Here is a 23143-nt window from a genome sequence, read left to right on the forward strand (position 1 = left end):
GTCCTGTTCTCTCAGGACTCGAGCGACATCAACGTGACGCGGTCCCGCAGATGGTTCACGTCGCCGCCCGACAGATACACCTTGGCGCCATGCGGGGGATCGAAGAACTCGACTTCGCGTCCGTATCGGTCGATCCTTGTCAAGCGCCAAGAAAGATCGCGGGTTCCCTCCTCCGCCAATTCGTCCGACGCGAGCGAGAAGCGCTGACCGATCCGAGCTGTCCCGCCTACGCAGCGTGCCACACAGACAGCCTCACCATCTCCACGGGACTCCACCGCGATGATCTGCATCCTGCTGCTGTGCGGTTCAACCATGCCTGTATGCCTCTCTGACGAATTGGGATATCTGATCCGGTGAAAGTTTCGGGACGTCCCATTCCAGTGCATCTGATATTCCGCCGTAGGAGTTCACCTTAGGTATGTGAATTCCTATGTCCTCAAGAATTTTACGGGCCGTCTCTATGGGCAGCTCGATGCTGGCGCGCTGGGCCAGAGCAGACGCTGACAGCTCAACTCCTACTTCGGCCTCCGCAGCAATGTACCCAGGAGCCGTTGCTACATCTTCCAAGGCGCTCCGTGGAATAAGGTGCACCACGGCTTCACCGAATTGCTCGGAATGCCTGGCGAATGTGGCAGCTACGCCGGGATCGGTCGAAGTCGGTGTGAAGCCGCTCGCTTGCGTTCCACTGCTGGCATCGTAACCCTTGGTTGTTCCTCGGAACAGGTGCTCCTCTTCGGGGCATCCTGTGGGCGCTAGTCCCAAGGGGTCGGAAGAAGTGGCGGGGTTCGAAACGTACCCGACGGGGTTTGGAGACGGGTACAGGCCAAGGGGGTCCGCTGTCAGATATCGCCCGGTCTCCGGGTCGTAATGCCGGAAGTAGTTGTAGTGCAGGCCCGTCTCAGGGTCGTAGTACTGGCCGGGGAACCGGAGCGGGGTGTAGGTCGTGGCATCCGTGTTCCAGGCTGTGGTGCCCCAGAGCGTGGCGCGGGTGCGGTAGGCGATCTCGCCGGTTTCGGCGATGAGTTCGTTCGGGGTGCCTACGAGGTCGGTGACGATGGCGAAGAAGCGGGAGTCGACCTCGTCCTGGGCGGAGTCCGGCGTCAGGATGCGTTCGGTCTGGGCTATCGGGCGTAGGCCCTGGTGGTCCCAGGTGAGGGCTACCGGGTGAGGCAACTCCGGCGCTGTTGTGGTCTGTTCGCAGAGCTGGGTGCCGTCCCAGGTGAAGACCGTGCGCTCGATGACCGTCTCGCTGTCGGAGGCGTAACGGAGCTTCGCCGTCCGGCGGCCCAGCGGGTCGTACCTGTAGCGCCACAGCGTGCCGTCCGGCGTGGTGACCTGGGTGAGGCGATCCTCCGCGTCCCAGACGTACCGCCAGGTGTCCGGCTTGCGGGACAGGCGGGTCTTGCTGCGCAGCGTGATGCGGCCGAGGGCGTCGTGTTCGTACCGGACGCGTCCGGCGCGTTCGAGGCGGGTACCGGTGTAGGCCCGGTCGCCGGTGGCTTCATGGCCGGGGTGGTCGGCGGGCCAGGACGCCGAGGTCTGGTTGCCCGCGTCGTCGTAGGTGTAGGTCTCCGTCCAGTTCGCGGCGTGCACCGCGGTGACGCGCCCGACCGCGTCGAGGTCGAAGTGGCGCGGACCGTTGAGGAGGTCGTCGATGGCGGTGAGGTTGCCGTCGGCGCGGTACGAGTAGGCCCGGTGTTGCAGGGTGACGCCCGCCGGGCCTGTGACCGACTGGGTGGTCAGGCGGCCCAGCGGGTCGAAGGTGTGGGCCAGCGTGATGGCGTCGCCGATGTGCCGGCTCAGTTCGCGGCCGGCCGCGTCGTACGTGACGTCGATGGAACGGCCCGACGCGACCAGGTCGGTGCGGCGGCCCGCAGCGTCGTACGTCCAGGTCGTCACCGCCCCGGCGGGGGTCCTGCGACCCGTGCGGCGTCCCAGCTCGTCGTAGCTGTACGTCAACTCCCGGCCGTCGACCGTCTCCGTGCGGACCCTGCCGTACTGGTCGCGCAGGATCGTCAGTTCCGTGCCGTCCGGGGCGATGGCCCGGGCGAGTTGGTCCGTGAGGTCGTACGCGAACGTCGTGACCTGGCCCTCGGTCTCCTTGCGCGTGATCTGGCCGAGGGCGTTGCGTTCGAAGACGGTGGTCCGGCCGAGTGCGTCGGTGCGACTGACGAGTCGGCCGGACGCGTCGTGCGTGTAGGTGAGCGCGCGGTCGTCGAAGTCTGTCTCGGATATGAGTCGGCCGGCCGCGTCGTAGGTGTAGTCCCACGTCAGCCCCTGGGGATTGGTGACCCGGGTCAGGCGCAGCTCACTGTCGTGGGCGAACTCGTACCGCACCCCGTCAGGTGTGACACGGGCGGTGAGCAGGTCGAAGTGTGTGTAGGCGAAGCGGGTGACACCGCCGAGCGGGTCGGTGTGGCTGGTGCAGTTGCCCTCACCGTCGTAGGTCCAGGATTCGGTGGTGCCGTCCGGCGCGATGTGGTGAGCGAGCCGGCCCTCGACGGTCCAGCGCAGTCGGGTCGTCGCACCGGTGGGGTCGGTGAGGGCCACCGGGCGGCCGAAGGCGTCGCGTTCGTACTGCGTGACGGCGCCCAGCGGGTCCGTGATCTCGACCGGCAGGCCCGCCCGGTCGCAGCGGACCGCTGTCACGTGGCCGAGCGGGTCCGTCACCGATACGAGACGGTCCGCCTCGTCGTACGCGAAGGTGGTGACCTGGCCGGCAGGGCCCGTCACCGAGGTGCGATTGCCGCGCTCGTCGTAGCTGTGACGACTCGCGTTGCCGTCGGTACCCCGGACGCGTGTGGGGAGGCCGAACTCGTTGTGGTCGGCTGTGGACTCGCGGCCGTCCGGACGCACCACGGACACCGGGTTGCCCGCGTCGTCATAGCGGTAAGTGGTGGCGTGGCCGAGTGCGTCGGTGCGGGACAGCAGACGGTTGTGGCGGTCCCGTACGAAGTGGGTGGCCGCGCCCGACGGGTCGACTTCGGTGACCACCTGCCCGGCGTCGTTGACGAGGTAACGCCGGGTGTGGCCCTCGCCGGTGGTCGTCGTGGTGACGCGATGGCCGGTGGCCTCGTCGATGCCGTCGTAGGACACCCGCAGGGTCATGTGCCCGTCCGTGCCGCCCTCGGCGACGCAGCGGTCCTGGTCGTCGTACTCGTACGTGTACGAGCGGTCGTTCGTGTCGGTCCACGAGGTGACACGGCCGCGCTCGTCGTACGTGAACCGCAGCGGCAGGCCGGACGAGTTGATGACCTGGGTCAGGTGACCGTCGGGGCAGTAGCCGTAGCGCTTGATCTCCTGGTCGGTGCCGTCCGGTCCTCCGCCGGCCAGGAGCAGGCCCGTGACGCGGTCGTCCTGTGCGGTGATCCTGAGGTGGTAGCCGCCGGATGACGCGATGCCGAGCGGGGTGCCTTCGGTGTCGTACTCGAAGGTGAGCCAGTTGCCGTTGCGGTCGTCGATCTGTTCCAGCACCGCCCGGTCCTCGCCATGGTCGGCGAAGTGCCAGGTGTGCCCGGCGCGCGGGTCCGTGATCGTGTAGCCGCCGTCCACCCGGTCCAGCGGCCAGCGGCGGCTGCCGTGGGTGGGCAGAGTCGGGACGCCCGGGGCCGGGTGAGGGTAGCTGAGGAGCAGGCCGTCCTCGGTGACGAAGACGACGCCCTCGGTGTCGATCTCCAGGCGCTGGTCGAGGGTCGAGGTCCAGGACGGGCCGAACCAGCGGCCGAGCCGGGAGCCGGACTCCACGCGCCGGGTGAAGACCAGGGGGAGGGTGCCGGGCAGGACGATGTCGGTCTGCGGCAGGTACATCTTGCCGGTGACCAGGTCGATGGGGTCGGTGTTGTCGTCCTCGGCCTTGTGCTTCGGGTTCTCCGTCGGGCCGTCGGGGTCCTTGCGCAGAGCCTTGCGCGCCGCGCTCTCGCCCTCCCGCACCGCTGCCTTCTCGCCGGTACGGAGTCCCAGCCGCACCCCGGACTTGGCCAACCCCGCCCCCTTGGTGCCGAGCGCCTCCGGGATGAGGCGGCCGATGAATTCCGACGGGTCGTTCTTGAAACCGTCGATGGCGGCGGTGACGATGCGCTCGGGATGGGCGGCGGTGGAGGCGAGGCCGGCGAGCGTCATGGTGACGTTCTGGTAGTACGCGGCCGGATGCGTGAGGTTGTAGGGATCGGTGGGGTTCAGGCCGCGGGCGAAGTTGATCAGGCCCGCGCCGCCTTTGACGACTCCGCCGACCACGTGCGTCAGTTCGGTGTCGACCGCGTCGCTGAGGTCGCCGAGGTTGTTGCCCAGCTGGGTCAGCGGCGGGGGTTCGGCGGGGGCGTGGGCCAGCGCCCTCGCCAACGCCGCGTCCGCATGTGCGGCGGCCTCGTTGCGCGCCCTGCGGGCGTCTTCGAGTATGTGCTCGGCTTTCGCGCGGTCCGCCTCGCCGGGGTCCTTCCAGGGGTCGGGCCGGGGGCCCGGGTCCTCGCCCGCGTCGACCTTGGTGTTGTAGGCGTCGACCTTGGAGTTGTACGCCTTCGCGGACGTCTCACTGGCGCGCTGCCCGCGTTTGTAGGCGTCGATGGCGTCCTGCGCCTTGCCCTGCGCCCACTTGATCGTGTCCGCGTAGGAGTCCAGGGCCTCGGCGGCCGTGCCGCACGCCTCGGCGGCCTGCGCCCACTTGGTGGGGTGAATGGAGATCTTGCGGTGGAAGGCGTCTTTGGCCTCGCCCTTCCACCCGGAGGCGTCGACCTTCCGCAAGCCGTCGCCGACCCTGTCGAAGGCCTTGTGGAAGTCCTTCAGGTGCTTGGCGGACTCGCGGATCTTGCCAGGGTTTCCGTGGACGAGCTGGGTGGGATCGTCGGTGTGGCCGAGGCCCTGTTCGGTGGGGGTGGCGCCCAGGCCCGCGGCCACGCGGTCGCCGACGTCGTGGACGACGTCGCCCGCCTTGTCCAGACCGACGTAGTCGAGTCCGTCGCCGAGCTTGTCGCTGCCGTAGTCGACGGCCTCGCCGAGCTTCTTCTTGCCCGAGTCGATGAGGTCGCCGCCGGCCTTGAGGCCGGCGTTGAGGCCGTCACCGAGGTCTCCGAGGATGCCGCCCACTACTGGTCACCTCCGGCCTGGCCGCCCTGCTGCCCGGCCGCCCGGGCGCGCTCCTCGGGGGAGGGGCCGAAGGTGTCGTCCAGCCATTGGTCGTACTCGCCGTCCGAGATACCGGCGGCGCCGTGCAGGTTGTTCGGGCTGAGCCCCAGCGAGGTCAGGCCCTTCGAGGTCATGAGGTCGCGGCCGGTGTCCTTGAGACCCTGCTCCACGTTCGCGTTCGCCTCGTCCCAGGACTCCGCGCTGTAGTCCCGGTTCTGCCACATCGAGAGCGGGTTCTCGGAGAAGACCTGCCCCCAGTCCTTCTGGGTGACTTCCTCCTCGGTGGCGTACGGATTGCCCATGAGGGAGTTCACACCGACCTTGAACGCACCCTGCACGTACTGATCGGTCTCGTAATACATGCCCGCCGACAGGCCCACACCTTTGGCGAATTCGTTTCCCTCGTGGATGAGCGCGCGCACGCCCCATTCCCACCGCTCGCAGAACGACTTGAAGCGTTCCGTCACGCCCTCATGACCCAGTTCGAGTCCGGACAGACCTATGTCGCTGAAACCCCGGCCCGCACCGGCCGCGCCGACCATGCCGAGCTCCTTCAGCTCTCCCAACGCGTCGGTCAACCCTTTCGCGACCAGGCCCAACCCCTCGGCCTGTAGATCCTTGCCGCCGCCGCCGCCGCTGCCGCCTCCGCCGGTCACGCCGCCACCCCCTCGCGCTCGTCACGGTCGACGGCCACCGCGCCCGGCACCATGCCCTTCGCCGGCGGGAACACCATCTCGTCGGGCCCGCCCGCGCAGTCCAGAGCCACCCCGCGCGGGACACCCGCGGCCGGTACCGCGACGTCCAGCAACTTCGCGCCGTCACCCAGTAGCGCCGCGCATGCGTGCCGCCGTTCGGCCGCTCCAGCGTGGGAGGCCGCCGTTTCTTGTGGCGCCGCCCGGGTCTCTGGCGGCCGCGACTCGTCCCGCGTCGGCCCGTCCTGCACAGGCCCTTCCCGCACCGGCCTGCCTCCGGACCCGGCCGGCGACCGGCGGTCGCTCATTTCCGCGTACTCGGTCAGCCGTAATCTGGGTGCCTCTGGCTGGTCCGCGACCCCGCCCCCGTTTTCAGACATGCGTTCCATCATCACAACCGCACATTGCTCATCGCAACGCCCGTTGTGTCACACGTCTGTCATTGATGCCGGAACTGGCTCGAAGCAGGGGGTCCGCCGCGCCTGCCTCGATAGAGCGGCCCCGCGAGCCGACGCGCGGGCAGCGCCGCCGGGGGAGCGGCGGCGCTGCCGGTACTGAGGGGGCCGGGTCAGAGGGCGTGGACGTGCGGGCCCACCGCCGAGGACCAGGCGTTGCTGGACGTCGCGTCCCAGTTCGTGGACCAGGTCATCGCGCCACGCAGCCCGGGATACGTCTTCGAGGGCTTGAACGAGCCGCAGTCCGTGCCCTTGGTGAGGCAGTCCAGGGCGGCGTTCACGACCGAGGGGGCCACGTAGCCGCTGCCCGCCGCCGCGGCCGACGCGGGGGCGCCGATGCCGACCTGCGACGGGTCGAGGCCGCCCTCCAGCTGGATGCAGGCGAGCGCCGTGAGGAAGTCCACCGAGCCCTGGCTGTAGACCTTGCCGTCGCAGCCGAGCATCGAACCGCTGTTGTAGTACTGCATGTTGACGACCGTGAGGATGTCCTTCACCGCGAGTGCCGTCTTGAAGTACTCCGCAGACGTGGACTGCATGTCGATCGTCTGCGGCGCCATCGTCAGCACGAAGCCGCTGCCCGCCTTCGACGCGAGGGACTCCAACGCCTGTGACATGTACGTGGAGTTGAGGCCGTTCTCCAGGTCGATGTCGACGCCGTCGAAGCCGTACTCCTGCATGAGGCCGTGGACCGAGTCCGCGAAGTTCGTCGCCGAGGCGGAGTCGCTGACCGACACCGTGCCGTTCTGGCCGCCGATGGAGATGACCACCGACTTGCCCGCGGCCTGCTTCGCCTTGATGTCCGCCTTGAACGCGTCCTCCGTGTAACCGCCCAGGCCCGCCGAGTCGAGCGTGAAGTCGACCGCTCCCGGCGTTGTCGTGGCGTCCGCGAAGGCGACCGCGATGATGTCGTAGGCGGCGGGGACGTCGCCGAGCTTCTGGACGGTGGCGCCGTTGTCGAAGTTCTGCCAGTAGCCGGTCACCGCGTGGGCCGGGACCGCGGTGGCCCCGGCCGGGGCCGCGTCGGCCGTGCCCGTCGTCGCGAGGAGCCCGGTCACGGCCAGCGTCGCCGCCGTGAACGCGCCTATGAGCGCGCCGAATCGCTTCATTTTCTGCCTCCATGTGGGGGGAGGTCTCCCGCACCGGCGTGGGGGCGGCGGGGAGAGAGAGGAAGAGGGGGAAGCAGCTGCTGGACGACAAAACTGGTCCAGACCAATAGGGATGTCAAGGGTTTGAGCCGCCGCTTCCCCGCCAACTCGTGGGCAGCGCTCCGTGAACAGTGCGAAGTGGGGTGTTGCCGGGCGCCCGCGTGGATATGGTGCTCAGGCAGGAACTGCTGCAGGCAGGAGCACTGCAGTGTCTGGAGGAGCGCAGAGCGACCGGGGGGTTCACGCGTGCCGACCGCCATAGCCGTGACCGACCCCGACCTGGTGCTCGCCTCACCCGACCGGCACACGCCGACCGCCGTCGTGCTGCCCGTGGGCGGGGCGCCGGACGTGTACCCGCTGGACCGTGCGATCGGCGACGTACACGCACTGATCGAACAGCACGGATATCTGATCGTGCTCTGTCCACAGTCCGTCCCGGACGCGGTCGTCCATCGGCTGTATTCCATCCGGTCCGTGCTCGAAAGTGACCGTATCGCCATCCTGCGGCCCGAGCTGCCGCCGCTCGGACTCGCCGTACTGGCGCTGCAACTGCGCCAGTTGTCCATCTGCGACTTCAGCCCGGGCATCCTCGCCTCCGCCGGACGGCTGCTCGCCCACTACGTCCACGCGGGCGCCCTCCTCGGCTCCGTCGCCAAGCTCGACCGCGTCCCCGTCACGCTCAAGGCGCACGCCAAATCGTGGTCGCCGGGCGCCCAGTTCGCGGTGGTGGCCTCACCGCAGCCGCAGTTGCTGCGCATCACCGGCGCCGAGACGCCCAGCGGACCGTCCTTCGGTACGCGGATGTTCTACGCGGCCGGCCAGCACTCCACCGACTGGGTCACCGGCGCCCTCGCCCCGGCCTGGCGGGTGACGAGCGCCACCGAGGCGCCGCTGCCCGCCGAGTCGCCGCGCTGGTGGGCGACGGGCAAAGGCGGCCACCCCGGCCGGATCGTCGAGTTCGCCGCCGCCATCCCCGACATCTCCGTCCTCTACCAGCTCGTGTCGTCCGTACGGCGCGAGGAGTGCCACTGGTGCGGGCTCGAACTCATCGGCGACCGCTGCGGGTTCTGCTCCGCGCCGCTGGCCGCCGGTGCGCCACCCGAGCGCGCGGGCGGCAGCAGGTCCGCACTCGCCCCGGCCGCCGGCTCGGGCCGGACCGCACTGCCCCGCGCCTCCCACCATTGACCCGCCGCCCCCGCCCTTACCCGTAACGCGCCCCCCGCCCGCCTACCGACGAGGTTGTCCGGTCCATGAATTCACGTCAGCGCCGCGGCGTCATCCTCCTGGCCGTCTCGGTCCTGTGTGCCCTCGGCGCGTTCGCCGGTGTGCTGTCCGTGATCCGCGACGTGAACTCCAAAGTGGGCCCCGAGGTGGTCGCGTACCGGCTGAAACAGGACGTGGCCCCGTACAAGGAGTTGTCCGACGACCAGTTCGAGAAGGTGGAGATGCCCGAGCGGTGGCTCTCCTCGACCGCTGTCACCAGCCTCCGCCAGGTCCGCGGCAAGATCGCCGTCACCCAGCTGCGGAAGGGCTCGCTGCTCCAGACCGACATGGTCGTGGCCCGGCCGCAGCTCAAGGCGGGCCAGCAGGAGATCGCCATCATGATCGACGCGGAGACCGGTGTCGCCGGAAAGATCGACCCGGGCTCCAAGGTGAACATCTACGCCACCTTCAAGGCGGAGAACGACAAACAGCGCGACCGCTCCCAGGTCATCGTGGAGAACGCCGAGGTCATCGACGTGGGCAAACTGACCCCCATCGACCAGCAGGGCGCGGGCACCTCCGCAAGCACCGCGCGACGCCAGCGCGAGGCCGTGCCGATCACGTTCGCCCTGGGCGCGGCCGACGCCCAACGGGTCGCGTACGCCGAGTCGTTCGCCACCCACGTACGGCTCGCGCTCGTCGCGCCGGGGGACCACGGGACGATCGCCCCCGGGGACCGGTCGTACACGCTGGACGAGGACAAGTGAGGGGGCCCGGGACCGCGCCGGCCACGGGCGAGCGCAGCCCCGGGGCCCGTACGTCAGCGCTCTCGAAGGGAGCCCGCCGATGACGACCCGTATCCTCCCGGCCGCGAGCGAACCGGAGGCGGCCCGCGCACTGGTCACCCTCCTCTCCCAGCTCCCCGACACCGAACCCGCCCCGCCCGTCACCGACTCCACCGCCCTGCTCGACACCCTGGCCAGGCTCGCCGCCGAGTCCCTCGACGAGCTGCCCGAAGTCGTCCTCGTACACGAACGGATCGGCCCTGTACCGGCGTTGGAGCTCATCCGCGACCTGGTGCTGCGCTTCCCCGCCGTCGGCGTCGTCCTCGCCACCGCCGACACCAGCCCCGCCCTGCTCACCGCCGCGATGGACAGCGGCGCCCGCGGCATCGTCGCGTTCCCCCTCGGCTACGACGCCCTCGCCGAACGCGTCCACGCCGCCGCCTCCTGGTCCACCGGCATGCGCCGCCACCTCTCCGGGGGCACCGGCGCGGAGCTGATGCCCGCCGGTGGCGGCGGCCACGTCGTGGCGGTGGCGGGTGCCAAGGGTGGCGTCGGCACCACCCTCGCCGCCGTGCAACTCGCCCTCGCCGCACGGGCGTCAGGACGCTCCGTGGCGCTGCTCGACCTCGACCTCCAATCCGGCGACGTGGCCTCCTACCTCGACGTCCAGTTCCGCCGTTCCATCGCCGACCTCGCCGCCATCCACGACATCACCCCGCGCGTCCTCCAGGACGCCGTCTTCACCCACGAGACCGGCATCGACCTCCTCCTCGCCCCCGCCGACGGCGAACGCGGCGAGGAAGTCACCGACCGCGTCGCCCGCCAGGTCGTGCACGCCCTGCGCGCCCGCTACGAGGTCGTGGTCGTCGACTGCGGTACGCAGATGGGCGCGGCCAACGCGGCGGCGATCGAACTCGCCGACCAAGCAGCCCTGTTGGTCACCCCCGACGTGGTGGCCGTACGCGCCGCCAAACGCATGGTCCGCCTCTGGGACCGGCTCCAGATCCGCAAGGCCGAGGAGACCCTCACCGTCGTCAACCGGCACGCCCGCCCCGCCGAGATCACGTCCGCCCTCGTCGAGCGCGTCACCGGCACGAAGTCGGCACGCACCTCCGTCCCCGCCGCCTACAAGGAACTCCAGGCCGCCGTCGACGCGGGCCGCATGCAGGACCTCGACAACCGCTCCACCGTCAAACAGGCCCTGTGGGCCCTGGCCGCCGAACTCGGCCTGGTCGCCGCCCCCGCCCCGGACGCCGGCGGCCGCCGCTCCCGCCGCCGCGGCGACAAGGGCGCGGTCACCCTCGAATTCGCCGCCATGTTCCCGCTGGTCCTCGTCGTGATGGCGCTGATGTGGCAGTGCGTGCTGTACGGCTACACGTACTCCCTCGCCGGGAACGCCGCGGACGAGGCGGCGCGGGCGGCCACCTCCGCCGCCGCCGGGAGCGGCGACGCCGCCGGGGCCTGCCAGGCGGCGGGCGCCTCGCACCTGCCGTCCGCCTGGCAGGGAGCGACGATCGGGTGCGCGGACGACGGGGTCGTCATGAAGGCCACGGTCGAGGTGGACGTGCCGCTGTTCTTCCCCGGCGTGAATCCCGGCTGGTCGGTCCGGGGTGAGGCGGGGGCCGCGTCAGAGGTGGACCAGTGATGGCGCCCGGCCCACGGGGCTCCGCCCCGGACCCCGCTCCCCGATCACAAGGGCGGCACGGGCCGGAAGGGCCACCGGGGCCGGATGGGTCGGGTCCTGGGCGGAGCCTTGGGCCGGACACCGCCCCGCCGCCCCCGAAATGGAGCGACCGCGGCGTCTCCATCCTGGAGTTCGCCGGATTCCTCCCCTTCCTCCTCATCGTCGGCATGGCCGCCATCCAGCTCGGCCTCGTCGGCTACGGGGCGAACCAGGCGGGCAGCGCCGCCCGCGCGGCGGCCCGCGCCGAATCCCTGCACCAGGGCACGGGCCAGATCGCGGCAGCCTCGGCGGCCAGCGGCTGGCTGGACCCCTCGGCGACGATCGGCGGCGGCGAGAGCGTCACCGCCACCGTCACCGTCCACGTACCGGCGATCATCCCCCTCTTCGACGGCTGGGACCTGCGCCGCGCCGCGACCATGCCCAACGACGAACAGACCGACGGGAGTTGACGATGAGCCTGCGCTCCCGCGTGGTCGCCACGCGCGACACCGCCACCAGCACGCCCCCGGACCGCGACGAGGGCCTGATCGCCGTCTACCGCGCCAAACTCCTCGAAGAGATCGACCTCGCCGAGATGTCCTCGCTCCAGGCCGCGGACCGCCGCGTCCGCCTGGAGCGCGTCCTCGGCCACATCATCAGCCGCGAGGGCCCGGTCCTCTCCTCGACCGAGCGGACCCAGCTGATCCGCCGCGTCGTCGACGAGGCGCTCGGCCTCGGCATCCTCGAACCGCTCCTCGCGGACGCCTCCGTCACCGAGATCATGGTCAACGGCCCGGACGCCATCTTCGTGGAGCGCGCCGGCCGCGTGGAACAGCTCCCCATGCGCTTCGCCTCACCCGAGCAGCTCATGCAGACCATCGAGCGGATCGTCTCCACGGTCAACCGGCGCGTCGACGAGTCCAACCCCATGGTCGACGCCCGCCTGCCCACCGGCGAACGCGTCAACGTGATCATCCCGCCCCTCTCCCTCACCGGCGCGACCCTCACCATCCGCCGCTTCCCCCGCGCGTACAGCCTCACCGAACTCCTCGAACTCGGCTCGCTCGACGAGCACATGCTGATGCTGCTCGCCGCCTTCGTCCGGGCCCGCTTCAACGTCATCGTCAGCGGCGGCACCGGCTCGGGCAAGACGACGCTCCTCAACGCCCTCTCCGCGCTCATCCCCTCCCACGAGCGCATCATCACCATCGAGGACTCGGCGGAGCTCCAGCTCCAGCAGGACCACGTGATCCGCCTGGAGTCGCGGCCCGCCAACGTCGAGGGCAAGGGCCAGGTCACCATCCGCGACCTCGTCCGCAACAGCCTGCGCATGCGCCCCGACCGCATCATCGTCGGCGAGGTCCGCGGCGGCGAGACGCTCGACATGCTGCAAGCCATGTCCACCGGCCACGACGGCTCCCTCGCGACCGTCCACGCCAACACCGCCGAGGACGCCCTCACCCGCCTCCAGACCCTCGGCTCCATGTCCGAGGTCGACGTCCCCTTCGAGGCGCTCCGCGACCAGATCAACTCGGCCGTCGACGTCCTCGTCCAGCTCACCCGGCACGCCGACGGCTCCCGCCGGATCAGCGAGATCGCCCTGCTCGTCTCGCACGGCCGCGAACAGTTCACCATCGCGACGGTGACCCGCTTCGTCGCCCAGCCGTACGTGTCGGGCGCCACGGACCCCGAACGGCGCCGGGTCAACGGCTCCTACGAACACCTGCCGCTGCCGCGCCGCGTCGCGGACCGGCTGTACCTGGCGGGGGAGGCGGTCCCACCGGCGTTCGGGGTCGTCGAGTCCATCGACGTACGCCACACGAGGGAGGCCACGGGATGACCCGCACCCGCACCCACACTCGCACTCGTGCCCGCGCCCACGCCGGCGGAAAGGGGCCCGCCGCATGACGGACCCCGCCCTCATCGCCCTCGGAGCCACGGTCCTGACCTGCGCGCTCGCCGTGGCCGGGGTGCACGTGTACGCCTCCGGGCGCGCCCAGCGCCAAGCCCTCGTCGACCGCCTGGACGGCTACCGGGTCGGCGGCCAGGACGGCCCGGCGGGCGGCCGCGCGCGCCGCTTCCCGACGGTCGACCGCCGCCTGCGCCGCACGCGCCTGGGCCGCGCCGTCCACCTCCGGCTCTCCGCCACGGGCCTGGACCTGACGGCGGGCGAGTTCTCCGTCTACGTGGCCGCGGTCGGCGTCGGTCTGTGGCTGCTCGCGGCGACGACCCTGGCCCCGTTCTTCGGCCCGATCGCAGGAGCTGTCGTCGTCTGGGCCGCGATCATCTTCCTCAACTGGCAGCGCCAGAAGCGGATCGAAGCCTTCATCAACCAACTCCCGGACGTAGCACGCCTCCTGGCCAACGCGACGGCCGCCGGGCTCGCCCTGCGCACCTCACTCGCGATGGCGGCCGAGGAACTGGAGGCGCCCGCGGGCGAGGAGCTGAGCCGGGTCGCCGACCAGTTGGCGCTCGGCCGCTCGGTCGACGACGCGCTGGACGAACTCGCGGCCCGCCTTCCCTCCCGCGAACTCATCGTGCTCGTCACGACCCTGGTCCTCGCCAACAAGGCGGGCGGCACCGTCGTCTCCTCCCTGCGGAACCTCACCCAGACCCTGGAGGACCGCAAGGAGACCCGGCGCGAGATCCGTACGATGCTCTCCGAGGTGAACGCGACGGCGTTCACGGTCCCCCTCCTCGGCCTCGGCTCCCTCCTGCTGATCAACTCCTCGAACGAGGGCGCCCTGGCCCGCGTGACCGGCTCCCCCCTCGGACAGACCCTCATCCTCATCTCCCTCGGCCTGTACGCCATCGGATTCTTCGTGATCCGGCGCCTCGGAAAGATCGAGGTCTGACCCATGTCACCCACCCTCGTCGGCCTGCTCCTCGCCCTCCTCACCGGCGCGGCCGTCCTCGGCGTCTGCACCGGCATCCGCATGTACCGCGCCGAGGCCAAGGTCCCCAGCGACCTCGCCCTCGCCCTCGAAGTGGGCGCCACCCGGGTCTCCACGGCGGGCTCCGCGGTGGACCGCCTGGGCATGCGCTTCGCACCGCTGGTCCTGCGCCTGATGGGCCCGCGCCGCGTGGACGCCAAACGCCGGAAGATCGACATGGCGGGGAACCCCGGCGGCCTCACCATCGACCGGTACGGGGCGCGCAGGGCGGTCTACGGCCTCTTCGGCGTCGTCATGGCCCTGGTCTTCCTCTCCAACGGCAGCCCGCTCCTCGCCCTCCTCACCCTGGCCTTCGGCGCGCTGGCCGCCGACGCCCTGATCTGGCAGGCGGTACGCGAACGCAAGGAGGTCATCGACCGGACCCTCCCCGACTTCCTCGACGTCCTCGCGGTCGTCGTCTCGGCGGGCCTCGGTTTCCGCCAGGCGCTGGACCGCGTCGCGGAGAAGTACGAGGGCCCCTGGGCCGACGAACTCCGCATCACCCTGCGCCAGATGGACATGGGCGTCCCGCGCCGCCAGGCCTTCGACGAACTGCGCCGCCGCAACGCCTCCGAGCAGGTCGCCCAGTTCGTCTCCGCCTTGCAGCAGGGCGAGGAGCTGGGCTCACCCATCGCGGACACCCTGATCCAGCTCGCCACCGACATGCGCCGCACCGACGCCCAGAACTCGCGCCGCCGCGCCGCGAAGACGATCCCGAAGGCAACGATGGTGACGCTGGTCTTCATGCTCCCCGCGACCATGATCCTGATCGCGACGGGCATGTTCCTCGGTTCCGGAAGCAACTTCGGTTCGATATTGGGCCGTTGAACCATTCCTAGGTCGATACCGGACTGGCTACAGTGACAATGAGCAAAGGTTGGCTCATGCGAATGCCGGGCCCGGGTGGCCCGGCGGTCTCCTGCGAGGGGAGCTGACACGCGATGACGCCCCGGGCAACGCCCCGACAACTTCCGGTCAAGGCAGGCCACTTAATCGGCGAAACCGGGTGCGCAGGGTCGCACTTCGCGTACGTTGCGTGTGTTGTTCTGGTCGCCTTGGAGGAAGTGCCGGAAGGGGGTTCCCGTGATCAAGAACCGAGTGCTCGGGGCGTGGGTGTCGTGGACGAGTGCGCTGGGCGAGCGGGTCCGGGGGGCTCGGCGGGATGCGGGTGCCGGGTTCGTGGAGTATGCGGGGCTGATGATTCTGATCGCCGGGATCTTCGTGGCCATCGACAGTCTCGGGCTGGACGGACTGATCTCGGGCGCCGTGCTGGACGCCATCAGCAACGTCATCGGCGGCTGACGGAGCTCCGTCCCCGTGGTGACCGGCGCCGTCCCTGTGGTGGCCGGCTCCGTCCCCGAGGTGACCGGGGTTCGACGCTCCCGGTCTACATCTGGATGACGGCCATCCTGCTCTTCGCCGCGTTCGCGTTCTTCGCGTTCGCCCAGGCGGCCTCGGCGCGCAACGGTGCGCAGTCCGCCGCCGACGCGGCCGCTCTGGCGGCGACGCAGTCCGCCCGGGACGAGCTGATGGAGGGCCTCGGCAAGGCGGTGCTCGACCACGACGAGGACTGGCTGGACCGGCTCACGGGCCAGGACCTCGAAGGAGCCGGCGCTGACGCCGCCGCCGGTGACCTGGCGGCGCAGAACGACGCCACGGTCATCGGGGGGCCCACCGAGACCGAGGTCAACGGCTTCCCCGGTTACTCGGTGGAGATCGAGACCCAGTACACGGTGGGCGACACCGTCATCCCCGGCACGGAGTCCCAGCACGCGAGGGCGCACGCCACGGCGGTCATCGAACCCCGCTGCGACCTCCCCACGGACGCCGATCCGAAGAAGCCCGTCGAACTCGACTGCGACGGAGCCGACTTCACGATCGACCCCGAGGACTTCGACCCGCTGGACCTGCCGGACGCCTCCGACCTGTTCTCCGTCCACCTGGCCGACTGACGTAGCGAACGACGAGAAAGAGGGATGCCGCAGCCATGAAACTTCGGCGTACGACGACGAGCCGTCGGTCACTGACCCTGGCGGCAATCACGGCGGGGCTGGTTCTCACGGTCGCCGGCTGCGGCGGCAGCGGAGACGACGACGGCGACAAGGGGAAGGGTTCCGCCACGCCGACGACGTCCACGAGCAAGGGCGGGGGAGCGGAGTCCTCGACGCCCCCGGCCTCGGCCGACCAAGTCCTGGCCGAGGTTAAGGGCGAGAACGGCATCGCGCTGTCCGTCACGTCGGCGGCCCGGGACGCGGGCGGTTTCCTCACGGTGCAGGGCACGGTGACCAACGGCACCGGAAAAGCGTGGGTGCCGGTCAACTGGCGCGGAGACGAGCGGGAGTTGATGACCAACGGCGGCTCCATCGCCGGCGCCGCGCTCGTCGACGAGGCGGGCAAGAAGAAGTACCTCATCCTGCGCGACACGGAGGGGCGGTGCCTGTGCACCCGCTTCACCGGCGGCGTCCGCAACGGCGAGACCGCCACCTGGTACGCCCAGTTCCCCGCCCCACCCGAAGGCACCGACAAGCTCTCGTTCCAGGTCGGCGCGATGCCCCCCGCGTCGATCGAGATCACCGAGGGCGAATGACGATGCCCCGACGGAGTCCGACCGCAGCGGTGGTGCTGACCGCGGCCACCGCCCTCCTCCTCTCCCCGGTCCCGACGCACGCCGCCGACCCGAGCCCGTCCGCGCCGCCCGGTACGAGCTCCAGCTCCCCGCCCCCGCAGGTGGACGCCAACAGCCCCGGCCTCAAGCTCGCCGACGGGGCGACGCTCGCCCCCGCCAAGGTGCTGGACATCAAGTCCGTCGTGGAGGACCTCTCCGGCGACGAACGCCGCTCCGACACGAACGAGAACATCACCTTCGCGCTCCAGGCCGAGGTCCTCTTCCCCAAGGACAGCGCCACACTCAACCCGGACGCACGCTCCCGCATCCAGACCATCGCGGACGAGATCAACACCCAGAAGGCGAGCGCGGTACGGGTGTTCGGCTTCACCGACAACCTGGGCTCGTACGCCCACGGCCTCACCCTCTCCAAGAAGCGCGCGGAAGCCGTGCACGACGAACTGTCGGCGGCACTCGGCGCGAAGGGCGCGGATCTCACGTTCCAGGTCCGCGGCTACAGCGAGGACTACCCGATCGCGGACAACACCTCCGAACAGGGCCGCAAGAAGAACCGCCGGGTGGAGGTGTCGTTCCCGAAGGGGGACTGACGCCTCCGCGACCGGGCCGCCGACCGGCCGGTCAGGTCAGAGACCGCGGCTCGGGCGGCCGATATGCATGTTCAGGTGCCTTGCTGCACAACGGCGTCCTGACGGGACACACCAGTGTGTCGAAGCTGAAGAAGAACCCGCAGAACCCGGATCCGCAGGCACAGCTGGACGTACATCCCGCCTTGCAGACCGTCCTGGACGACGTCGAGCGGCAGGCGCGGGCCCAGGACGTGAACCTGGGGGTCGGGCACGGGAAGTGCGCGGAAGTGGCGCTGATCTCCGACCGGCTGCACGCCATGGGCGAGGAGGGCGGCGCCGCGATCAGGACCCCCGAGGACGTCAGGAGAGCGATGGACGGAGCGCAGGTCCATACGCGGCAGACCGGCGACATGAATCCCGACCGGGAGGGCTACCTGCCGCACGGGGCGTACAAGCCGCCCTGCCCCTCCTGCGAACGCATGCTGCCGCTCATCGGCGTCACACCCGTTTGACCTGGAAGAGGAAGAGAACTGTGTCCGTATTGAAGACGCCCGAGGCGGTCGACACCTGGCTGGCGGCGGCCGGCTGGTTCCCGGGCCGCAGGTGCGACGACCTCGCCGCCACTGAGACGGAATTCGTCCAGAGATCGTTCCGCGACGACGGCGGCAGCCTCGACGTCATCCGGCCCGCCCTCGATTTCCTGCGGGAGCACGTCGGCCTGGTGGCACCCCTGCACGACTCCCCCGAAGACACGGTGGAGTTCAATCCACGGCTCATGTACCGGGGTGCGGCGGAGGACGTCCAGGAACTCGCCGACGCCCTGGGGAAGAAGGTCTTTCCCGTCGCGCACGACACGTACGACGGCGGCACGGTCCTGATGGACGAAGCGGGGCGCTTCTTCTATCTGCACCACAGCGGCGAGTACTTCCTCGGCGACGACAAATATGCGGCGCTCATGAACTATTCGCGGGGATATCCGCTGCAGGACGCGGAGGACTACTATGCCTGAGCACATTCCGGTCACCGCGGCATCCTTGCTGGTGCACGGGCAGATCTTCAGCCAGACCGATCTCGACGCGGAGTCCGAGCCGGACCTGCACCCCGCGGTCACCGAGTTCTTCCGCCGGCTTCCCGCCGCGCAGCGCGAACCGTTCCTGGCGGTCGAGGTCCCCGGGGCACACGCACGGACTCCGGCCGGCCTGGTCCGGTTCTCGGTCCGGTACGGCCATCTCGCCAAGCGGGCGGACGGACTTGAGGCCGGCCTGCGCGTCGGAGCGGGCGCGCGGACGGGCGAGCTGCACGGCCGGGTCCAGGACGCGCTGAGCGATCTGCGACAGATGGCGTGACAAGCCGGGTCCGCCGCCGCCCGGTCGGCAACCGCCCGGTCGGCAACCGGCCGGTCAGCCGTCCGACTTCTCCGTCCGCCACACCGTCAACGCCCCGGACAGGAAGCTGGACCCGCTCTTCGGCAGCGCCGTCGACTTCGTCTCGACCACGAACAGGCCGATATAGCCGTCGGGCTGCTCGAAACAGATCTGGCTGCCGGTCGTGATGACGGCCAGCGGCAGACGCTTGGAGGCGCCCTTGCCCGCGAGGTAGGCGCGGCAGGTGTCGAGGGGACCGGCCGGGTTGCTGTACACCGGGGCGATCACGCCGCCGGTGGTCTCCAGCGCGCAGCTGTGCTCCTTGGCGCAGGTGAAGCGGATGTCACCCTTGCGGTCCTTGAGCTCGGCCCCGTCCTTGATGCGCAGCGAGTTCTTCTCGGTCAGCATCTGCAAGGGGTACGCGGTCGCCCGCGGCGACGAGGTGGCGTCGGCGGACGGGCCCGAGGGGGCCACGCCGCCGGATCCGCCGGACGCTCCGGACGACGTATCCGCTCTGTCCGCCGTGTCCGATCCGGCGGAGCTGTCCGATGTGTTCGGCCGCTCCGACGTCTTCGAGGTGCCCGGGCCCGACGCACTCGCGGACCCCGACCCGGCCCGGCCGTCCCAGACCCGCCACCCCAGTCCGCCCAGCACCAGCAGCGCGGCCGCCACGCCCGCGACCCCGAGCAGCGCGCGGCGGCGTCTTCGTGCCCGGTCCTCCGGCGTGGTCGGACGCGTCGTCCCCATGTCCGGCGCCTGCCACGGCGACAGCGGCTGGGTACCGTGCGGCTGAGTCCCGTACGCCTGGGTGGCGTGGACGGGGGCGGGCGCTGCGGCCGGCGCGACCGGTGGCGGGACCGTCACCTCCGGGCCCTTGGCCTCCTGCCAGACGGCGGGGCCCGCGCCCGCGTCCGCGTCCGGGCCGAGTTCGCGGCGGCACCACTCCACGACCTCCGCGAGCGTGGCCCGCACCGCGGGGTCGGCGGCGAGGCAGCGTTCGAGGAGGGGACGGAGTGCGGCCGGGAGCGCGGAGAGGTCGGGCGCGGAGTGCACGATCCGGTAGAGCACGCTGACCGCCGGGCCGTCCCCGTACAGCGGCGTGCCGAGCGCCGCGAACGCCACCGTCTGGGCGAGGGAGAAGACGTCCGTCGCCGCGGTGACCGGGGCCGCCGACGCCTGCTCGGGTGCCATGAACTGCGGCGTGCCGATGGTGGCGCCGGTGGCGGTGTACGACGTGCCGTCGAACGCCGTCGCGATGCCGAAGTCGATGACGCGCGGGCCGTCGGCGGCCAGCAGCACGTTCGACGGTTTCAGGTCCCGGTGCACGATCCCCGCGGCGTGGATGGCCTGGAGCGCCTCCGCCATCCCGGCCGTCAGCCACAGCAGCGCCGGCACCGGCAGCGGTCCGCGCCGGGCCACGGCCTGGGCGAGGGAGGGGCCGGGCACGTACAGCGTGGCCAGCCAGGGCGGGGTGCCGTCCGCGTCGCCGTCGATCAGCTCGGCCGTGTACGCGCCCCGCACCCGCCGGGCCGCGTCCATCTCCCGCCGGAAGCGCCGCCGGAAATCGGGGTCGTCGGCCAGCTCCGGACGTACGACCTTGATCGCCACCGGCCTACCGCCCTGGGTGTGCGACAGATAGACGCGGCCCATGCCGCCCGCGCCGAGCCGGTACCCGGCCACCGTCCGCGGATCGTCCGCCGTCAGCGGCTCGAACACCTCTGTAGCCTCGCGCATGCCCCACGCCCCCTGATCCCGGTTCCCGGCCCCCGGCCGTGTGCGCGAACCCGGGCCGTGCGCATCAGCGGCCCGCCGGGGAAGTCCCCGCGTACCGCCGGCCCGCCCGTCACCCCGCCACGCGCACCGGCAGTGAATCCAGCCCGTACACGATCGACAGCTTACGGAACTCCAGTTCCGCCTCCGGCACCGCCAGCCGCAACCCCGGGAAAGCGCGCACCAGTTGGGGGAAGGCCGCCCGCAACTCCATCTTGCCGAGCTCCGCCCCGATGCACCGGTGGATGCCGTACCCGAACGCGAGGTGCGAGGAGGACGGCGGACGCCCCGGCAGGAAGGCGTCCATGTCGTCGCCGGCCCCGCCCAGGCGCGGGTCGCGGTCGGCCGCGCTCAGCGAGACGATCACGATGTCGCCGCCGGATATGGGGACACCGCCGATCTTGGTGTCCTCGCGGGCGAACCGCGGGAACGCCGTCTGCACGACCGTGAGATGGCGCAGGAGTTCGTCGACGAAGGGCGCCGCCACCGCGGCCGGGTCCTCGGCGTCGCGCAGCGCGTCGAAGTGCTCACGGTCCTGGAGCATGATCAGCGTGCCGAGGGCGATCATGCTCGCGGTGGTCTCCAGGCCGCCGGTCAGCACGCCGTCGGCCAGGCCGGTCAGCTCCTCGTCGGTGATGTTGTCGCCGTGCTCGCGCACCAGCATGCCGAGCAGCCCCTCGCCGGGGTTGCGCCGCTGCTCGGCGACGACGCCGCGCAGGTAGTCCAGGGACTGCGACACCGCTCCGAACGAGGCGCCCGCGCCGCCCAGCACGTCGAAGCGGGCGACCGAGAACTGCTGGAACGCGTCGCGCTCCTCGTACGGGACCCCGAGCAACTCGCAGATGACCAGGGCCGGAACCGGCATCGCAAAGTGCTCGACGAAGTCGGCCGTGCCGTCGCCCGACTCGTGCGCGGCCTTCTCCAGGTGGAGCAGCTGCTCCTCGACGATGGCGTGGATGCGGGGCGTCAGGCGCGACAGGCGGCGCATCGTGAACTCGGGGGTGAGCAGCCGCCGCAGCCGCGTGTGGTCCGGCGGATCGCAGAAGCCGAGGCCGCCCGGGTTCTGGTCGGCCCCGGCGCCGCCCACACCGACCAGGTGGCGGAAGTCGTTGCTGAACGCCTTCGCGTCGCCGAGGACTTCCTTCGCCTCGTCGTAACCGGACACCAGCCAGACCGTCATCCCGGGGATCGGCAGCCGGCTGACCGGTTCGCGGTCGCGCAGCTCGCCTATCTCGGGCACCGGGTCGAGGCGCTCGCGGCGCAGCGGCAGCAGAGCGGCGTCGGGCAGCTTCGCCAGCACGGACAGGTCGAGGCCCCCCTTCTTGCGGAGCCGGGAAAAGTAGAGGCGGGTCAGCCAGGTCGCTATCGCGGAACGTACGGACATGTGCTCGCATCTCTGCGGTGGGACGGACGGGCAGGGCCTACGGGTACGTGTGGGGCCGTGATTCTGACGGGGCGCGGGGGTTCGCCAAGGGTACGTGCGTTCCCGGGGGCCTACGGAAGAGGGGCCGTCCCCCGGATCCGCCCGGGGGACATCCCCACCCTGGTCACGGGCGGTGCCGCCGGTAAAAGAAGAGGAACGGGACCCCGGCCTTTGCGACCATGGACCCATGAGCAAGGACGCAGACGCAGACGTGGCCGCCCCACACGGGCGCTCCTTCGACGAGCTGGTCGCGGAGGCCGTCGCGGCGCCCACCGAGGGCTGGGACTTCTCCTGGTTCGAGGGCCGGGCCACGGAGGAGCGCCCGTCGTGGGGGTACGCCCGCGCCATGGGGGAGCGCCTGGCCCGCGCCGAAGCCGCCCTCGACCTCCAGACCGGCGGCGGCGAGGTCCTGGACCTGGCGCCGGCGCTGCCGGCGCTGACCGCCGCGACCGAGGGCTGGCCGCCGAACGTCGAGAAGGCCACCCGGCGGCTGAGCCCCCGCGGGGTGGTCGTCGTCGCCTCCCCGGAGGACGCCCCGCTGCCCTTCGCCGACGCCGCCTTCGACCTGGTCACCAGCCGCCACCCGGTCAAGGCCCCCTTCGCGGAGATCGCCCGCGTGCTGCGTCCCGGTGGCACGTACTTCGCCCAACACGTGGGACCCAGCAGCGTGTTCGAAGTCGTCGAGTACTTCCTCGGCCCGCAGCCGGAGCGGATCCGCCGGGCCAGGGACCCGTACACGGAGACGGCGGAGGCCGGGGCCGCGGGCCTGGAGGTCGTCGACCTGCGCGCGGAGCGCCTTCGTATCGAGTTCCACGACATCGGAGCGGTCGTCCACTTCCTGCGCAAGGTCGTCTGGATGGTCCCGGGGTTCACGGTCGATGCCTACCGGCCCCAACTCCTGGCGCTGCACGAGCAGATCGAGCAGGACGGGCCCTTCGTGGCCCACAGCACCCGGCATTTGATCGAGGCCCGCAAGCCGCAGAACCGGATGTAACGGGCGCTGCGCGCCGCGGCCGGCGCGACCGATTCCGCATCGTTACCAGGACGCCCTCGATCCCCACGGAAACCTCACGTAAGTTCGGACCAACGGCAATTCGCGCGAGCAAAGCTGCGCGGCGGTACCGCGCGGCGGAGGGGGCCGCGCGGCACCGATCGCCCGCAGGGCGGCTGCCGGATCCCGGCGCCCGGGCCCGGGCGCGATCCGAATGCGCCATATCGCGCCGGCGCTCCGCCCGAGTGCACGCGCGTCAACCGGGTGCACCACTCGGGAGAGGGATGCCGAACCCCCGGCGGCGCCCCTGCGAAGACAGCGGCGAGGACGCCGCGGGCCTGCGGCGGAGCGGCCTGAAACGGCCCCCCGAACGTCGCCGCCCGACTCCGGAGAGTAGTTGTGACCCGCC

General features: G+C 70.9%; 22 protein-coding genes. 15 read left to right on the forward strand and 7 right to left on the reverse strand.

Annotated elements, in window-relative coordinates; translation table 11 throughout:
- Positions 1-11: 11 nt before the first annotated feature.
- The 5 genes from ACZ45E_RS13705 to ACZ45E_RS13725 all read right to left on the reverse strand — a co-directional run bounded on the left by ACZ45E_RS13705 (position 12) and on the right by ACZ45E_RS13725 (position 7371).
- Positions 12-290 (reverse strand): hypothetical protein, encoded by a 279-nt coding sequence (locus tag ACZ45E_RS13705; protein ID WP_468220271.1) that lies wholly within the window; start codon positions 288-290, stop codon positions 12-14.
- A 16-nt stretch (positions 291-306) separates the two neighbouring features.
- Entirely contained in the window at positions 307-5079 is a 4773-nt protein-coding gene (locus ACZ45E_RS13710; protein WP_468220274.1) for a putative T7SS-secreted protein, read from the reverse strand.
- Positions 5079-5774 (reverse strand): hypothetical protein, encoded by a 696-nt coding sequence (locus ACZ45E_RS13715; RefSeq protein WP_468220276.1) that lies wholly within the window; start codon positions 5772-5774, stop codon positions 5079-5081. The genes ACZ45E_RS13710 and ACZ45E_RS13715 overlap by 1 nt, the downstream gene beginning before the upstream one ends.
- Positions 5771-5926, reverse strand: coding sequence for a hypothetical protein (locus ACZ45E_RS13720; RefSeq protein WP_468220277.1), 156 nt, complete (start codon positions 5924-5926; stop codon positions 5771-5773). Before ACZ45E_RS13720 ends, ACZ45E_RS13715 begins: the two co-directional genes overlap by 4 nt.
- Before the next feature lie 452 nt (positions 5927-6378).
- On the reverse strand, positions 6379-7371 hold the full coding sequence (locus ACZ45E_RS13725; RefSeq protein WP_468220280.1) for a chitinase: 993 nt from the start codon (positions 7369-7371) through the stop codon (positions 6379-6381).
- A gap of 285 nt (positions 7372-7656) precedes the next feature.
- On the opposite strand from ACZ45E_RS13725, the gene ACZ45E_RS13730 reads away from it, so the two are divergent.
- The 14 genes from ACZ45E_RS13730 (at position 7657) to ACZ45E_RS13795 (ending at position 18532) form a co-directional block, all read left to right on the forward strand.
- The gene (locus tag ACZ45E_RS13730) at positions 7657-8595 is read left to right on the forward strand and encodes a hypothetical protein (protein ID WP_468220281.1); all 939 of its coding nucleotides are present in this window, start codon (positions 7657-7659) and stop codon (positions 8593-8595) included.
- 65 nt (positions 8596-8660) lie between these two features.
- On the forward strand, positions 8661-9380 hold the full coding sequence (gene cpaB, locus ACZ45E_RS13735; RefSeq protein WP_468220283.1) for a Flp pilus assembly protein CpaB: 720 nt from the start codon (positions 8661-8663) through the stop codon (positions 9378-9380).
- A gap of 79 nt (positions 9381-9459) precedes the next feature.
- Positions 9460-11043, forward strand: a complete 1584-nt coding sequence (locus ACZ45E_RS13740; RefSeq protein WP_468220286.1) for an AAA family ATPase — start codon at positions 9460-9462, stop codon at positions 11041-11043.
- 206 nt (positions 11044-11249) lie between these two features.
- On the forward strand, positions 11250-11531 hold the full coding sequence (locus ACZ45E_RS13745; RefSeq protein WP_468220288.1) for a hypothetical protein: 282 nt from the start codon (positions 11250-11252) through the stop codon (positions 11529-11531).
- A gap of 2 nt (positions 11532-11533) precedes the next feature.
- Entirely contained in the window at positions 11534-12901 is a 1368-nt protein-coding gene (locus ACZ45E_RS13750; RefSeq protein WP_468220291.1) for a CpaF family protein, read from the forward strand.
- A 64-nt stretch (positions 12902-12965) separates the two neighbouring features.
- The gene (locus ACZ45E_RS13755) at positions 12966-13916 is read left to right on the forward strand and encodes a type II secretion system F family protein (protein WP_468220293.1); all 951 of its coding nucleotides are present in this window, start codon (positions 12966-12968) and stop codon (positions 13914-13916) included.
- Between the two features lie 3 nt (positions 13917-13919).
- Positions 13920-14822, forward strand: coding sequence for a DUF5936 domain-containing protein (locus ACZ45E_RS13760; protein WP_468220294.1), 903 nt, complete (start codon positions 13920-13922; stop codon positions 14820-14822).
- Between the two features lie 285 nt (positions 14823-15107).
- The gene (locus ACZ45E_RS13765; RefSeq protein ID WP_468220764.1) at positions 15108-15296 is read left to right on the forward strand and encodes a hypothetical protein; all 189 of its coding nucleotides are present in this window, start codon (positions 15108-15110) and stop codon (positions 15294-15296) included.
- Positions 15293-15946: a pilus assembly protein TadG-related protein gene (locus tag ACZ45E_RS13770; RefSeq protein WP_468220766.1), complete on the forward strand. Its 654-nt coding sequence runs from the start codon at positions 15293-15295 to the stop codon at positions 15944-15946. Before ACZ45E_RS13765 ends, ACZ45E_RS13770 begins: the two co-directional genes overlap by 4 nt.
- A gap of 35 nt (positions 15947-15981) precedes the next feature.
- Complete coding sequence (locus ACZ45E_RS13775) at positions 15982-16581, forward strand: hypothetical protein (RefSeq protein WP_468220297.1); 600 nt, start codon at positions 15982-15984, stop codon at positions 16579-16581.
- A complete protein-coding gene (locus ACZ45E_RS13780; protein WP_468220299.1) occupies positions 16578-17207 on the forward strand; it encodes an OmpA family protein in 630 nt (209 codons plus the stop codon). The genes ACZ45E_RS13775 and ACZ45E_RS13780 overlap by 4 nt, the downstream gene beginning before the upstream one ends.
- 80 nt (positions 17208-17287) lie before the next feature.
- Positions 17288-17698, forward strand: coding sequence for a YwqJ-related putative deaminase (locus ACZ45E_RS13785; RefSeq protein ID WP_468220301.1), 411 nt, complete (start codon positions 17288-17290; stop codon positions 17696-17698).
- Between the two features lie 20 nt (positions 17699-17718).
- Positions 17719-18195 (forward strand): SUKH-3 domain-containing protein, encoded by a 477-nt coding sequence (locus ACZ45E_RS13790; RefSeq protein WP_468220304.1) that lies wholly within the window; start codon positions 17719-17721, stop codon positions 18193-18195.
- Positions 18188-18532 carry a YwqJ-related putative deaminase gene (locus ACZ45E_RS13795; RefSeq protein ID WP_468220305.1) on the forward strand — a complete coding sequence of 115 codons (345 nt, stop codon included), beginning with the start codon at positions 18188-18190 and terminating at the stop codon, positions 18530-18532. Before ACZ45E_RS13790 ends, ACZ45E_RS13795 begins: the two co-directional genes overlap by 8 nt.
- 54 nt (positions 18533-18586) lie before the next feature.
- Here ACZ45E_RS13795 and ACZ45E_RS13800 read toward each other — a convergent pair whose 3' ends face one another.
- Both ACZ45E_RS13800 and ACZ45E_RS13805 read right to left on the reverse strand, forming a co-directional pair.
- Positions 18587-20284, reverse strand: a complete 1698-nt coding sequence (locus ACZ45E_RS13800) for a serine/threonine-protein kinase (RefSeq protein WP_468220307.1) — start codon at positions 20282-20284, stop codon at positions 18587-18589.
- Positions 20285-20393: 109 nt separating this feature from the next.
- Positions 20394-21704, reverse strand: coding sequence for a cytochrome P450 (locus ACZ45E_RS13805; RefSeq protein WP_468220310.1), 1311 nt, complete (start codon positions 21702-21704; stop codon positions 20394-20396).
- Positions 21705-21930: 226 nt separating this feature from the next.
- Here ACZ45E_RS13805 and ACZ45E_RS13810 point away from each other — a divergent pair, with 226 nt between their 5' ends.
- Positions 21931-22737, forward strand: coding sequence for a class I SAM-dependent methyltransferase (locus ACZ45E_RS13810; RefSeq protein WP_468220312.1), 807 nt, complete (start codon positions 21931-21933; stop codon positions 22735-22737).
- Positions 22738-23143: the final 406 nt, after the last annotated feature.

The sequence above is a fragment of the Streptomyces sp. NPDC030991 genome (assembly GCF_055571235.1).

Bases quoted from the DNA above. Each gene is read 5' to 3' on its own strand.
- ACZ45E_RS13705 (WP_468220271.1), bottom strand. From the start codon at position 290: ATGCAGATCATCGCGGTGGAGTCCCGTGGAGATGGTGAGGCTGTCTGT.
- ACZ45E_RS13725 (WP_468220280.1), bottom strand. From the start codon at position 7,371: ATGAAGCGATTCGGCGCGCTCATAGGCGCGTTCACGGCGGCGACGCTG.
- cpaB (WP_468220283.1), top strand. From the start codon at position 8,661: ATGAATTCACGTCAGCGCCGCGGCGTCATCCTCCTGGCCGTCTCGGTC.
- ACZ45E_RS13740 (WP_468220286.1), top strand. From the start codon at position 9,460: ATGACGACCCGTATCCTCCCGGCCGCGAGCGAACCGGAGGCGGCCCGC.
- ACZ45E_RS13745 (WP_468220288.1), top strand. From the start codon at position 11,250: ATGGCCGCCATCCAGCTCGGCCTCGTCGGCTACGGGGCGAACCAGGCG.
- ACZ45E_RS13750 (WP_468220291.1), top strand. From the start codon at position 11,534: ATGAGCCTGCGCTCCCGCGTGGTCGCCACGCGCGACACCGCCACCAGC.
- ACZ45E_RS13755 (WP_468220293.1), top strand. From the start codon at position 12,966: ATGACGGACCCCGCCCTCATCGCCCTCGGAGCCACGGTCCTGACCTGC.
- ACZ45E_RS13760 (WP_468220294.1), top strand. From the start codon at position 13,920: ATGTCACCCACCCTCGTCGGCCTGCTCCTCGCCCTCCTCACCGGCGCG.
- ACZ45E_RS13775 (WP_468220297.1), top strand. From the start codon at position 15,982: ATGAAACTTCGGCGTACGACGACGAGCCGTCGGTCACTGACCCTGGCG.
- ACZ45E_RS13780 (WP_468220299.1), top strand. From the start codon at position 16,578: ATGACGATGCCCCGACGGAGTCCGACCGCAGCGGTGGTGCTGACCGCG.
- ACZ45E_RS13795 (WP_468220305.1), top strand. From the start codon at position 18,188: ATGCCTGAGCACATTCCGGTCACCGCGGCATCCTTGCTGGTGCACGGG.
- ACZ45E_RS13800 (WP_468220307.1), bottom strand. From the start codon at position 20,284: ATGCGCGAGGCTACAGAGGTGTTCGAGCCGCTGACGGCGGACGATCCG.
- ACZ45E_RS13805 (WP_468220310.1), bottom strand. From the start codon at position 21,704: ATGTCCGTACGTTCCGCGATAGCGACCTGGCTGACCCGCCTCTACTTT.
- ACZ45E_RS13810 (WP_468220312.1), top strand. From the start codon at position 21,931: ATGAGCAAGGACGCAGACGCAGACGTGGCCGCCCCACACGGGCGCTCC.